Raw genomic sequence first — 12,116 nt, forward strand, 5'->3', positions numbered from 1 at the left:
ATGAGCGATCATTCAATTAGAAATCTAGATATATCGAGTGCGGCTTGGTGGGGATAGCGTTAAGCGACAGGCCCTGGGAGAACTTCGTCGACAACTTCAAGGACGCGGGCCAGGGCCGGCGATGCGTTGTCAGTACGCCACGCGATGGCGGCATGAAGCCAGATTGGTTCCCCGGCAATCGGCAGATATGTCACACCGGTGGGTTGAACATGTTGCACGGATGTAAGTGTCAGAGTGGCACCTGCACCGGCCGCCACGAGGGCAAGAATCGTGTAGGAATCGGGAGCCTCCTGCACGATCCTCGGTGTGATCCCCACTCGTGCGCAGGACTCGAGCAAGGCGGCCCGCAGGGAGGAGCCTCCTTCGGCCGGAAAGCTGATGAACGGGTCGTCGGCAAGCTGCTCAAGTGAGACTTCCTTTTCCCGCGCGAGTGGGTGCGAAGAGGGGAGGGCGCAGATAAGTCGCTCGTGTTCGACTATTCGGTAACTGACGTCAGGGTGGTTGATTGGGAGTCGGACGAAGCCCATGTCAAGACGGCCGCTGACCACCTGGTCCAAGGCTGCGTAGGCGTAGACCTGCCCCTGCAGTACAAAATCGATGCCGGGATAACGTCGCCGAACCTCCTGGGCCAGCGGCGGTAGGATCTTGCTGCTTGAAGCCCCCGCGAAACCCAGGCGAACGCGGCCCGATTCACCGGCCGTGAGCGAGTGCGCGGCCGCCTTCGCCAGTTCGACGTCGGCGAGGACCCTGCGGGCCGGGCCGAGGAGTCTCTCGCCGGCGTCCGTGAGCGTAACAGAGCGCGTATTCCTATTAAAAAGCTTGATCTTGAGTTGCTTTTCCAGTTGTTGGATCCGGTAGCTGAGCGGAGGCTGCGCAATTTGCAGCCGTTCAGCCGCACGGCTGAAATGCAGTTCTTCGGCCACGGCGACGAACGCCTCGAGTTCCTTGAATTCCACTGCCTGCCCCTCGTTGTGGTTGTCGGTCATAAGAGGCCACGCGGCGTGCGCGGCGGTCGCGTCACCGGTCGATATATCTAAAGCATAGATAACGTCGACCCTTATTGGTATTGGACGTCAAATAAGTTCGTTTGGGAAGGTAGAGCAACAGGACGCGACGTTCCCTGCGTATCGAAGGAGTTCCAAGTTGACCATGCCAGCGTCGACCACGCTGCCAGTGGGGGCTTCCCCCGGCAGGACCAAAAACAAAGCGCTTTCCATGCAGGAAGCGATTGCCCGGTTCGTGCACGACGGCGACGTCGTGGCAATTGAGGGCTTTACGCACGCGATACCTACGGCCGCTGGCCATGAGATCATCCGCCAGCGCCGGAAGAATCTGACGCTGGTCCGCATGACCGCGGACATCGTCGTGGATCAAATGCTGGCTGGCGGATGCATCAGCACACTTGTGTCCTCGTTCGTCGGCAACTCTTCGGCCGGATCCTTGGGGGAGCTGCGCCGACGCGTGGAACGGTCGGAGCCCGCCCCGCTCGATTACCAGGAATATAGCCACTACGGAATGATCTGCCGCTACCTGGCCGGGGCGCAACGATTACCGTTCTACCCTCTCCGGTCCTATTTCGGATCCGACCTTCCCAGCATCCAGAAAGGCATGCGCAAGGTCTCCTCCCCCTATCCCGATGAGGACGGGCTGTACGAAGAAATCTACGTGGTGCCCCCTATCAATCCGGACGTCACCATCGTGCATGCCCAGCGGGCTGACCGGTCAGGAAACACACAGATGTGGGGCCTGACAGGAATTCAGGCCGAAGCAGTCTTCGCGGCCAAACGCGCCATAGTCGTCGTTGAGGAAATCGTTGACGACGACGTGATTAGGGCGGACCCGAACCGAACCGTGATTCCGGCACTCGCCGTGGATGCTGTTGTTGAATGCCCCGGGGCCACCCATCCGTCCTTTTCACAGGGGTACTCCGACCGGGACAACGACTTTTACCGTTCATGGTCAGGCATCAGCGCCGACCCGGTCAGCCTGTCAAGATGGATGGAGGAGTGGATATACGGGACCAAAGATCACGCAGAGTATCTGGCCAAGCTTGGCGAAGGCGCGCTAGCCCGACTCCGCGTCGGACAGGCCCTGAGCGGTCAGGTCAATTATGGAACACGGCTAGAGTCGGCCGACAGCGCCGGAGACAACACTAAGGAAGCGCAATGACCTCATTGGCCCCCGACATAAGCATCAGCGCCACCGAGCTGCTCACCGTCGTCGCCTCGAGAGAACTGGCAGGCCGCAACACGGTCTTCGCCGGTATCGGGCTCCCAACTCTTGCAGTATCGCTGGCGAGCATGACCTCCGCCCCTGATCTCGAAATCGTCTACGAGTCCGGTGTCTGTGGGGCCCATCCCTCCCACCTTCCTGAAACGATTGCAGACGCCGTCCTCATTACGGGAGCTGAGGCAGTTCTTTCAATGCCGGTCCTGTTCGGCTACGTCCTCCAAGGCGGCCACATCGACGTCGGTTTCCTTGGCGCAGCGCAGATCGACAAGTGGGGCAACCTGAATTCTTCTGTGATCGGGCCTTGGGAGAAGCCCAAGGTGAGGCTGCCCGGATCGGGCGGAGCCGTCGAAGTGGCTGCTAATTCCAAGGAAGTCTTCGTCGTGATGCGCCGTCATGATGCCCGCACCTTTGTGGAGCAGTTGGACTTCTGCACCTCGCCAGGGCCGGACCGTGCACTTGCTGAGGGCGGCCGGGTCAGGGGAGCAGGCGTGACGAAGGTCATCACGGAGCTCGGAATCCTTACGCGTTCGGGTGTGCATGATGAGCTACAGCTGTCGGCCGTCCACGAAGGTATTTCCGTTGAGCAGGTCCGCGAGAATACCGGATGGGACCTTAAAGTCTCCAACGACCTCAGGGTCACACCTCAACCCACAGCCGAAGAACTCCGGCTGCTGCGTTATGAAATCGACCCGCGCAGGGTCTACCTCCGCTGACAGCCACAGAGAGAACATCACGGACATGAAGATTGAACGCATAGAGGCAATTCCCTACGAGATCCCTTACGTCAGGCCGTTAAAGTTTGCCAGTGGCGAAGTCACGACGGCAGACCACGTCCTGCTGCGGATCCACACCGATACCGGGATCATCGGCCAGGCGGACATTCCGCCCCGGCCCTACACATACGGCGAGACGCAGGCTTCCATCGTCGCTGTCATCAACGGCATATTTGCCCCCGCACTGACTGGGTTGGATCCGTTTCGCCGCCAGTTGGTCCAACAGGTGCTTCGACGGACGGTTCACAACAACACGGCCAAGGGCGGAATCGACATCGCCCTCTGGGACATCATCGGCCAGGCTACGGGCAGCTCAGTTTGGAGCCTCCTGGGGGGCTTTGCCCCCTCAATGCGGGTCAGCCATATGCTCGGCTTCAAAGAGCCCGAGGTGCTACTCGAAGAAGCCCAGCGCTTCGGTGAGGACTACGGCATCACCACCTTCAAACTCAAAGTGGGCAGGCGCCCGCTGGCCCTCGACGTCGAAGCGTGCCATGTACTGCGCGAGGGGCTGGGCGAGGACGTGGAACTCTATCTGGACGCCAACCGCGGTTGGACGGCCAACGAAGCAATTGAAGTTCTGCACCGTACTGAGGGCCTCGGCCTGAGTTTCCTCGAGGAGCCCTGCGACGCCAAGGAAGCCATGGGCCGCCGTCGGCTGGTGGAGATGTCAGCGATCCCGATCGTGGGTGATGAAAGCGTGCCGACTGCAGGGGATGCTTCACGTGAGCTGCTCTCCGGTGGCTGCAACGGCCTCTGCATCAAGACTGCACGGACCGGTTTCACTGAGTCCCAAGAAATACTGGGACTGGCCACCGGACTCGGTGTAGACGTCTACATGGGCAACCAGATCGACACTCAGATCGGGACCATTGCCACAGTGGTGTTCGGCGCTGCGCATGAGGCCACAAGTCGCCGTGCAGGAGAGCTTTCGAACTTCCTCGACATGGCCGACGATCTCCTGGCCGATCCACTCGTCATCCGGGAAGGCCGGATACACGTACCGGAGGGTGCCGGCGTTGGAGCGAGGATCGACGAGGAAAAGCTCGCCTTCTACCGCGTCGACGGCGCCCCGACCTCATAATCGGTAAGTCCTAGAAGAATGGTTCAACACAATGACATCCCTTAGTGCTCCCGAGTCAGAATCGTTCCATGTAAACGGCACAATGCGCGCCGTGGTCAAGGCAAAGCCCGAACGCGGTGCCAATTTCGTCAGCGCCTATCCCGAACGGCGAATTTCCGTGGATGAGGTAAGAATTCAGATCGCAGCAGCCTCGGTCTGCGGAACCGATCGCGAGCTCTACGAGTACTCACCCATGGCGCAGGCGTTTAACCTCGACATCCCGGTAGTGCTGGGGCACGAGTGCGCTGGCACAATCATTGAAGTCGGATCCGCCGTTGACTCTCTGACTATCGGGGACACGGTGGCGCTCGAATCCCACGTCGCCTGCTGGGACTGCTACCCGTGTCGTAACGGAAACGCCCACAACTGCCTCAACATGAAATTGCTTGGACTGCACCTGGACGGCGGCTTCGCCGAACGGCTTGTCGTCCCGGCCACGGCCTGCTTCAAGTTGCCCCAGGATTTTCCCCTTGAACAGGCCGCCCTCTTGGAACCGGCTGGGGTAGCCATGCACGCCATCCAGCGATCAAAAGTTGACCTCGCCGGAGCTGATGTGGTGATCAGCGGTGGAGGCCCAGTGGGCCTGTTCATAGCTGCGATCGCCCACGCGCTGGGCGCAGGCAACGTGGTGGTTGTTGAACCGAACGCCTACCGCAGGGGCCTGATCGCAGAACTGGGGGCAACACCGCTTGCCCCAACGGACGATGTTGTAGGCGCCTGCCGTGGGCTCTCAGGCGCCAAGTTCGGTTTCGATGTCGCCTTCGAAGCCTCCGGGGCCCCTGCAGCACTGCCGCCGCTCCTTGAAGCACTGCGTAAGGAGGCGACGATCGTCGCCGTCGGAATTCCGGGCCGTTCGATTGAGGTGGATGTCGCTGCCTACTTGATAAAGAAGGGCCTTACCTTCACCGGTAGCTTCGGCCGCGCTCTCTGGGGAACCTGGGAGAAGATTGCAGAGTTGGTGGCCAGCGGCAAACTGGACCTGTCCAAGTTCATCACTCATCGCCTTCCACTGTCTGCTCTCGACGAAGCCATCGAACTCCTGTCCGAGGAATCCTGTAAGGTCCTGCTCATCCCGGATTTACCTGACAGGGGCGATGCGACATCCATGGACGACGCGTGAACCATCAGGACGGCCTACCCAGTTACCACGACCTGTTGGACCGCATTGACGCGCCACCGGGCAGCAGTTGGGGAATATTCGGCGCGAACGACGATCTCGGCACCCTCAACTTCCTGACTCCGGCGCGAAGGATCCGGGCCGCGGGCTTGGTCCGTGGCGGTCTAACCTACTCCCTGGACCTTCCCTTAGATGCCTTTCCATCGCCGCTAATTTCCCACCGCGGCTCCTTGCAGCACACTGTCTTCGGACTGAACGAGTTCCATCGGGACGACAGGATTGACAACCTTTTCCCGCAGGCAACGAGCCAGATAGACGGACTTCGCCATTTCGGTCACCCGGACTACGGCTTTTACAACGGCGCCGACCCAGAGAAATTGGTCGCCGGAGACCCGACCCTGGGAATCCAGCGCTATGCCGAACACGGCATCGTGGGCAGGGCAGTCTTGCTCGACGTCGGGCGGTACCTGGAGCATATTGGGGACCCCATCGATTACTCCCAGCCGCGGTCCGTACCGGTCCGCGTGCTGGAGGAAACAGCCCGGCATCAAGGGGTTGGCATCGAACCAGGCGATATCCTGATGCTGCGTTTCGGCTGGTTGGGCAATCGCCTCGACCAGATCAAGCGTGACGCCCAAACAGGGGTTGACACATTGTCCGGCGCCCCTCTGGTGTCAGTGGGTTTGGAACAGAGCCACGACACTGCTGCATGGTTTTGGGACAATCGTATAGCTCTCGCGGCCGCCGACAACGTCGCCTTGGAAGTCTGGCCGGCAAGTGCATCGGATCTCACTGTCCATGCCGACACGCAGGGGACATTGCCCGCGTCCTCACATACCGGCATGCTGCACCGGATCCTCATACCGTTGCTTGGCCTCGCTATTGGCGAACTCTGGCAGCTTGACGAACTGGCCGAGGCTTGCCAGGCCGACGGGCAGTATGACTGCATGGTCGCCGCAACGCCGCTCAGGTTGCCTGGTGGCGTTGGCTCGCCGTCCAACGCGGTCGCAATCCGGTGACCGCCCCACAAACACAACTGAATGGAGAAGTACATGGAACTGCTGAAGAATCGCACAGCCGTGATAACAGGCGGTGCCAACGGCCTGGGACTGGCCACCGCGGTGGCGTTCGCGCGGGAAGGTGCGAATGTAGTCATCGGTGACCTTGACGCCGAGCAGGCCGCCAAAGCGGCAGCGGGCCTGGGTATTGGTGGCCGTGCCGTAGGGATTGGCTGCAACGTGACGTCAGCGGACGACGTCGACACTCTCGCGCGGACGGCGCGTGACAGCTTCGGCGGACTCGATGTGTGGGTCAACAACGCGGGGTTCACCCGCGATGCCACCATGCGGAAGATGTCTGAAGAAGACTTCGACGCCGTCATATCCGTTCACCTCAAGGGAGCCTGGCTCGGCACCCGCGCCGCGGCGGGCATCATGCGTGAGCAGCCTAGCGGTGGATCGATCATCAACGTGTCCTCAATCTCCGGAAAGGTCGGGAATCCGGGCCAGACAAACTACAGCTCTGCCAAGGCCGGCATTGTGGGCCTGACCAAGGCCGCCGCCAAGGAAGTCGGCTTCGCCAACGTGAGAGTCAACGCTGTCCAGCCCGGAATCATCCGCACGGCCTTGATCGATTCTATGAAGCCTGAAGTACTCGAGGCCCGCCTCTCCGAGGTGCCGCTCGCACGCTTTGGGGAACCGGAGGAAGTGGCCTCGGTGATCCTGTTCCTTGCGAGTGACCTGTCCAGCTACATGACGGGCACGGTCCTGGAGATCGCGGGCGGACGAAACATCTAATTCTCGTTTCGCGGCTCCAAGACAATAAGAAAAGAACAAGGACCAACATGAATCAGGCTTTTGTGTACGACGCCGTGCGCACCCCGTTCGGTAAGTTCGGCTCGGGCCTCGCGGGGGTCCGTCCCGATGACCTTGCCGCGCACGTGATCAGGGAGTCCGTGAAGCGCGCGCCCGGGCTTGATCCGGAGCGGATCGATGAGGTGGTGTTCGGCAACGCCAACGGCGCCGGCGAGGAGAACCGCAACATCGCCCGGATGGGCACGTTGCTGGCCGGCCTGCCGGTCTCGATCCCGGGCACCACGGTGAACCGGCTCTGCGGCTCGTCACTGGACGCAGCGATCATCGCCTCGCGGCAGATCAACGCCGGCGACGCCGACCTGATGCTGGTGGGCGGTGCGGAGTCGATGTCCCGTGCGCCGTGGGTGTTGCCCAAGACGGAGAAGCCCTACCCGGCCGGAGACCTGACCCTGGCCTCCACCACGCTGGGCTGGCGACTGGTGAACAAGGCCATGCCCAAGGAGTGGACCATCTCCCTGGGGGAGGCCACCGAGCGGCTGGCCGGGAAGTACGGCGTGACCCGCGAGGCCCAGGACGAGTTCGCTGTGAACTCGCACAACCTCTCCGCCGCCGCCTGGGACGAGGGCTTCTACGACAACCTGGTGGCCCCGGTCCCGGGCACCGACCTGGTCCGCGACGAAGGCATCCGCGCCGGCTCCTCCGCGGAGAAACTCGCCGGGCTGAAGACCGTGTTCCGCACCGAGAACGGCACCGTCACCGCCGGGAACGCATCCCCGCTGTCCGACGGCGCGTCCGCGGCCTGGATCGGCTCCGAAGCCGCCGCCGCGCTGCTCGGGCTCGAACCGCTGGCCCGCATCGCCGGCCGCGGCGCACACGGCAACGACCCCCAATTCTTCGGATACGCCCCGGTGGAGGCGGCGAACAAGGCCCTCGCGAAGGCGGGCATCGGCTGGGACCAGGTGGGCGCCGTCGAACTTAACGAAGCGTTCGCCGCGCAGTCCCTGGCCTGCATCAACGCCTGGGGCATCGAACAGTCGATTGTGAACCGGCACGGCGGTGCACTCGCCATGGGCCACCCCCTGGGCGCGTCCGGCACCCGGATCCTGGGCACCCTCGCCCGCAGTCTGCAGGCCTCCGGTGAGCGCTGGGGCGTCGCCGCGATTTGCATCGGCGTCGGCCAGGGCCTCGCCGTTGTCCTCGAAAACGTCACCTCCCCCGCCTGACGGAAGCAGGAGCAAGGCAACACGATGCCCGGTTGGAACGCTCCAGCCGGGCATCTGTGCGTCGTTGACTTCCTTGGAAATCGTTGGGCTGTTGGTCGGCCGTTTCACGACTTAAATGGGCGACGGCCGTTGCATCCCCGGGGAGGGTACGCAACGGCCGTCAGGGCCAGTCCGGAGTGGGCTACGCCTTGGTTTCCTTCACCTGGTGAATCTCGATCATGTTTCCGGCCGGGTCCGTCAGGAAGATCTGGTGCCATCCCTCAACGGACCAGATGCCCCAGTCGTCGAAGGGGATATTGTGTTCCGTCAGCCGGGCCTTGATGGCTTCAATATCGTCGGTGCGGAAGGCGAAGTGACCGCCAACGAGGGGGTTTACCGAGTGCCCTTCCTGCAGGGCAAGGTATGCCTGTCGGCGGGTGGCGTGCACCTGCAGTTCCTCGGGGTCGCCAGCCTCGAAAAAGCGTGCTCCCTCTTCCCATTCAGCGTTTCCATCGGTGACTCCGGCGTCGGCCGCATGGGTGGTTGCGATCATTTTCGGCGAAGGCAGCAACGGCAGGCCGAGAGCGTCGCGATAGAAGTCGCTGAGGGAGTGCATGTCATCTGAAGTGACGTTCACGTGATGGAGGCGAAGATAAGCCATGGGAATTCCTTTCGTCGTTACTTAAGTATCTGCTTCGGCCCCTTATGGCGTCCAATATTTATTGGACCATCGGTTATGTAAATTCCTTATAAGTGGCCGGAGGTTCTCCCGCGTGGCCTAAGGCCCCTGCAGGTCCGTGATCCAGTGCGCGAGAGCGGTTGCGTCGTCTTGTCCTATGCTGTGGCCGCCGGCCGAACGGATGGCAGTTGTCTGCGCACCTGACTCCTCAGTGAGATAGCTCCAGGTGGATTTCAGCAACTCGGCCGGTATGACCGAATCAGCGTCGCCGTGCGCTACGAACATCGGAATGCCGTGGAGTCGGCCCGGCGTCGTCGGCACGCCGGCGTCGAAGGGAAGGGTTCCGTAGAGGATTGCCGCACCTGCGAAGCGGTCAGGGTCGCTCAATACGAGCCCCCCAGCGAAGGCGGCACCCCCGCTAAAGCCAACAAGGATCACGGGCCGCCCGGCCGGCGCAACACCGTCCAGCCAGTCCGTAAACCATGCCATGGTCTCCGTGAGGGACGCAGATATCGGGCGGCCGATGCCACGGTTCGCAAACCAGGCAAACCCCGGACCCTCTGCGAGAGGTGCACGCACAGCCGCGTAGGCCGGACCGGCCGGGAGGTGATTCGCCAACGCGATGATGTCCGTTTCGCGTGACCCGCGCCCGTGAAGCAAGACGACCAAGGGCTTGCGCGGATCGTCCGGGGACTGCCACGCGATGGTCGGTTGGGGTAGGCTACTCAAACGGCAGCCCCCGTAATTTCGCCGGTTGACTGGAATTCGGCGATGTTCGTCAAGGCATAGCTGAGTGCGGCGTCGTGCCACTCTGCGTTGATGCTCGATGTTGCGTCCGTGACAACGATTGTGCGGTACCCGTGATCCGCTGCGTCACGCACGGTATGTTCCACGGCCATGTTTGTCCAGACGCCTGCCACTACTACCGTGGTGACCCCGGTATTCCGTAACAAAATATCCAGTCCGCTGCCGTTGAAGCAGCTCATCCGATTGCGGATCAGGACAGGCTCGTCCGCCAGCGCCTCCAGCCCCTCCAGCGCGTCTGCACCCCAGGAGCCGAGCTTTAGTGACTCCGGGCCGATCATCCCGAAGATGGGGGCATTCGAACCGCCGAAGTCGCCGCCGGGGTAGAACACGATGCGGTTGTGGATGATCGGCATTGACTCGTTGCGTGCCCATTCGAGTAGTTGCCCCACGTGGGGGACCAGGCCCTGCTCAACTGCATGCGCGGCGGCACCGAAGGATGCGAACGCCCCGTCCCGATGGACATTGTCATTCTGAAGGTCTATCAATATCAGTGCAGTCTTGCTGACATCGAGGGGTGTGTTGTCCATGGTGTCTCCTGTTTGGTGATTGCTGTATTCGCCAGAATTACTTTAACCTACAACTAACGTTCCGAGGTATTTTATTCCCATGGCTGTCCACCGCGCCGCTTCCCCGAATAGCCAGGCCGCACACTGAAGGCTGGACCTGCAGTGGCAGGCCCAGCCTTATCGTGTGTCGTCATTGATTGCGTGTACTCTGCTGGGATCACCTGGCGGGATCGACCAAGAACGGTTCCGGTACGTCTTCGATTTCGAGTTTGTTTTTGCCGTAATAGACTGCTGCGCGCATGGAGTCTCCTAGTGTTGTGTCGGGTCTCAGTTGATGTTTTGTGTCGGGCTTTAGATGATGCGGATGAGTTTCTTGTTCGCGAATTCGTTGAGTCCGAATTTGCCGAGTTCGCGGCCTATGCCGGAGGCCTTGACTCCGCCGAAGGGGAGGTCGGGGGCACTCTTGATGGTGGTGTTGATTCCCACCATGCCGACCTCGAGGCGGTCGGTGACGTAGGCGGCCTGCTTTGGGTCGTCGGTGAAGACGGCGCTGCCGAGCCCGTAGGGCGAATCGTTGGCCAGGGTGATTGCCTCATCCACGGAATCCACGCGGTAGAGGATCGCCACGGGACCGAAAAGCTCCTCGCGGTAGGCGCGCATGTCGGGTGTGACGCCGGAGAGGACGGTCGCCGGGTAGTACGCGCCGCGGCCTTCCGGGACGGCTCCGCCCAGGTGGACGGTCGCTCCCTTGGACACGGCGTCGTCAACTTGTTCGGCCAGTTCTGCCCGGGCTTGGGCGGTGGACATCGGGCCGAGGCGTGTGTCTTCGCCCATGGGGTCCCCGGTTTGCCATTCTGCGGCTTTCGCCAGGAACGCTTCAAGGAATTTGTCCCAGTTGGACGAGTCGATGATGAGCCTTTTCGGCGACGTGCAGGCTTGGCCGGCGTTCCCGAATCGGCCTGCCGCTGCCGCGCTGGCGGCCTTGTCGATATCGGCTGCGGGAAGTACGAGGAACGGGTCGGAGCCGCCGAGTTCGAGGACGCACTTCTTCAGGTATTGCCCGGCGAGTGCGCCGATGGCACTGCCTGCACGCTCTGATCCGGTGAGGGAAACGCCTTGGAGTTTGGGGTCGGCGATGATGTCCGCGACCTGTCCGGAGGTGGCGAAGAGGTTCTGGTAGACGCCTTCCGGGGCCCCGGCCGCGTCGATGATTTCGGCAATGCGCAGGGCTTGTTGCGGGCAGTTGCTGGCGTGCTTGAGCAAGATGGTGTTGCCCAGCAGCAGGTTGGGGGCGACGAACCGTGCCATCTGGTAGTACGGGAAGTTCCACGGCATGACGCCCAGGAGTGGTCCGATGGGAGCTGTCCGGACGATTGCCCGGCCCGCACCGGCGATGTCGAGTTCTTCGTCGGCGAGCAACTGTTGGCCCGACGTGGCGTAGTACTCATAGATGGAAGCGGATAGCTCGACTTCGGCCTTGGCCTGGGTGATGGGCTTGCCCATCTCGAGCGTCATCAGTTTGGCAAGGTCGATGGAGTGATGCCGGTGGAGGTCGGCGATGCGCTGCAGGAGCGCGCAGCGTTCCGCGAGGTCCTTCGTGTGCCAGGACCGGTAGGCAGCGTGCGAGCGCGTCAGGGAAGCGGCGACCTCTGCGTCGGTCATGCTGTCAAATTCCTGCACGACATTGCCGCTGGTGGGGTCGACGGTTGCATATTTCTTCATTGAAAAACCTTCATCGTACTGAGGACGGCACGGGAAGGACGGCTTGGCAGGCTGTCCTTCCCGGGCTGGCGGTGGTGGTGCTGGTCAGGCCGGGGTCAGGATGTCGGCGTCGGTTGCGAAGTTCGGGTACTTGTTGGAGGCCTC

The 12,116-nt window shown here is 61.9% G+C and carries 12 protein-coding genes; 7 read left to right on the plus strand and 5 right to left on the minus strand.

Features of this window, described 5'->3' with window-relative positions; translation table 11 throughout:
• Nucleotides 1-59: 59 nt before the first annotated feature.
• Nucleotides 60-986, minus strand: a complete 927-nt coding sequence (locus CXR02_RS20095; protein WP_219816460.1) for a LysR family transcriptional regulator — start codon at nucleotides 984-986, stop codon at nucleotides 60-62.
• A gap of 163 nt (nucleotides 987-1,149) precedes the next feature.
• Here CXR02_RS20095 and CXR02_RS20100 point away from each other — a divergent pair, with 163 nt between their 5' ends.
• From CXR02_RS20100 to CXR02_RS20130, 7 genes are read left to right on the plus strand one after another with little or no spacing between them, the layout of a single operon-like run.
• On the plus strand, nucleotides 1,150-2,169 hold the full coding sequence (locus CXR02_RS20100) for a CoA transferase subunit A (RefSeq protein ID WP_104063589.1): 1,020 nt from the start codon (nucleotides 1,150-1,152) through the stop codon (nucleotides 2,167-2,169).
• Nucleotides 2,166-2,945: a CoA-transferase subunit beta gene (locus CXR02_RS20105; RefSeq protein WP_104063590.1), complete on the plus strand. Its 780-nt coding sequence runs from the start codon at nucleotides 2,166-2,168 to the stop codon at nucleotides 2,943-2,945. Before CXR02_RS20100 ends, CXR02_RS20105 begins: the two co-directional genes overlap by 4 nt.
• Before the next feature lie 25 nt (nucleotides 2,946-2,970).
• The gene (locus CXR02_RS20110; protein WP_104063591.1) at nucleotides 2,971-4,086 is read left to right on the plus strand and encodes a mandelate racemase/muconate lactonizing enzyme family protein; all 1,116 of its coding nucleotides are present in this window, start codon (nucleotides 2,971-2,973) and stop codon (nucleotides 4,084-4,086) included.
• A gap of 31 nt (nucleotides 4,087-4,117) precedes the next feature.
• Nucleotides 4,118-5,245, plus strand: a complete 1,128-nt coding sequence (locus CXR02_RS20115; RefSeq protein WP_258061145.1) for a zinc-binding dehydrogenase — start codon at nucleotides 4,118-4,120, stop codon at nucleotides 5,243-5,245.
• A complete protein-coding gene (locus tag CXR02_RS20120) occupies nucleotides 5,242-6,261 on the plus strand; it encodes a cyclase family protein (RefSeq protein WP_181037307.1) in 1,020 nt (339 codons plus the stop codon). The genes CXR02_RS20115 and CXR02_RS20120 overlap by 4 nt, the downstream gene beginning before the upstream one ends.
• Before the next feature lie 33 nt (nucleotides 6,262-6,294).
• The gene (gene fabG / locus CXR02_RS20125) at nucleotides 6,295-7,038 is read left to right on the plus strand and encodes a 3-oxoacyl-ACP reductase FabG (protein ID WP_104063594.1); all 744 of its coding nucleotides are present in this window, start codon (nucleotides 6,295-6,297) and stop codon (nucleotides 7,036-7,038) included.
• A gap of 47 nt (nucleotides 7,039-7,085) precedes the next feature.
• Nucleotides 7,086-8,279: a thiolase family protein gene (locus CXR02_RS20130; RefSeq protein WP_104063595.1), complete on the plus strand. Its 1,194-nt coding sequence runs from the start codon at nucleotides 7,086-7,088 to the stop codon at nucleotides 8,277-8,279.
• 181 nt (nucleotides 8,280-8,460) lie between these two features.
• Here CXR02_RS20130 and CXR02_RS20135 read toward each other — a convergent pair whose 3' ends face one another.
• The 4 genes from CXR02_RS20135 to CXR02_RS20150 all read right to left on the minus strand — a co-directional run bounded on the left by CXR02_RS20135 (nucleotide 8,461) and on the right by CXR02_RS20150 (nucleotide 11,972).
• Nucleotides 8,461-8,919 carry a VOC family protein gene (locus CXR02_RS20135; RefSeq protein ID WP_104063596.1) on the minus strand — a complete coding sequence of 153 codons (459 nt, stop codon included), beginning with the start codon at nucleotides 8,917-8,919 and terminating at the stop codon, nucleotides 8,461-8,463.
• Between the two features lie 117 nt (nucleotides 8,920-9,036).
• On the minus strand, nucleotides 9,037-9,747 hold the full coding sequence (locus CXR02_RS20140; protein WP_258061146.1) for an alpha/beta hydrolase: 711 nt from the start codon (nucleotides 9,745-9,747) through the stop codon (nucleotides 9,037-9,039).
• A complete protein-coding gene (locus CXR02_RS20145) occupies nucleotides 9,663-10,271 on the minus strand; it encodes a cysteine hydrolase (protein WP_104063598.1) in 609 nt (202 codons plus the stop codon). Before CXR02_RS20145 ends, CXR02_RS20140 begins: the two co-directional genes overlap by 85 nt.
• A 330-nt stretch (nucleotides 10,272-10,601) precedes the next feature.
• Nucleotides 10,602-11,972: an NAD-dependent succinate-semialdehyde dehydrogenase gene (locus CXR02_RS20150; RefSeq protein WP_104063599.1), complete on the minus strand. Its 1,371-nt coding sequence runs from the start codon at nucleotides 11,970-11,972 to the stop codon at nucleotides 10,602-10,604.
• Nucleotides 11,973-12,116 lie beyond the last annotated feature (144 nt).

Source organism: Arthrobacter sp. 4R501 (assembly GCF_002929755.1).
Lineage (GTDB): Bacteria > Actinomycetota > Actinomycetes > Actinomycetales > Micrococcaceae > Arthrobacter.

What these genes read in the sequence shown, in the direction of transcription:
- CXR02_RS20115 (WP_258061145.1), top strand. Translation starts at nt 4,118, where the DNA reads ATGACATCCCTTAGTGCTCCCGAGTCAGAATCGTTCCATGTAAACGGC.
- CXR02_RS20100 (WP_104063589.1), top strand. Translation starts at nt 1,150, where the DNA reads ATGCCAGCGTCGACCACGCTGCCAGTGGGGGCTTCCCCCGGCAGGACC.
- CXR02_RS20105 (WP_104063590.1), top strand. Translation starts at nt 2,166, where the DNA reads ATGACCTCATTGGCCCCCGACATAAGCATCAGCGCCACCGAGCTGCTC.
- fabG (WP_104063594.1), top strand. Translation starts at nt 6,295, where the DNA reads ATGGAACTGCTGAAGAATCGCACAGCCGTGATAACAGGCGGTGCCAAC.
- CXR02_RS20130 (WP_104063595.1), top strand. Translation starts at nt 7,086, where the DNA reads ATGAATCAGGCTTTTGTGTACGACGCCGTGCGCACCCCGTTCGGTAAG.
- CXR02_RS20150 (WP_104063599.1), bottom strand. Translation starts at nt 11,972, where the DNA reads ATGAAGAAATATGCAACCGTCGACCCCACCAGCGGCAATGTCGTGCAG.
- CXR02_RS20135 (WP_104063596.1), bottom strand. Translation starts at nt 8,919, where the DNA reads ATGGCTTATCTTCGCCTCCATCACGTGAACGTCACTTCAGATGACATG.
- CXR02_RS20145 (WP_104063598.1), bottom strand. Translation starts at nt 10,271, where the DNA reads ATGGACAACACACCCCTCGATGTCAGCAAGACTGCACTGATATTGATA.
- CXR02_RS20110 (WP_104063591.1), top strand. Translation starts at nt 2,971, where the DNA reads ATGAAGATTGAACGCATAGAGGCAATTCCCTACGAGATCCCTTACGTC.
- CXR02_RS20095 (WP_219816460.1), bottom strand. Translation starts at nt 986, where the DNA reads ATGACCGACAACCACAACGAGGGGCAGGCAGTGGAATTCAAGGAACTC.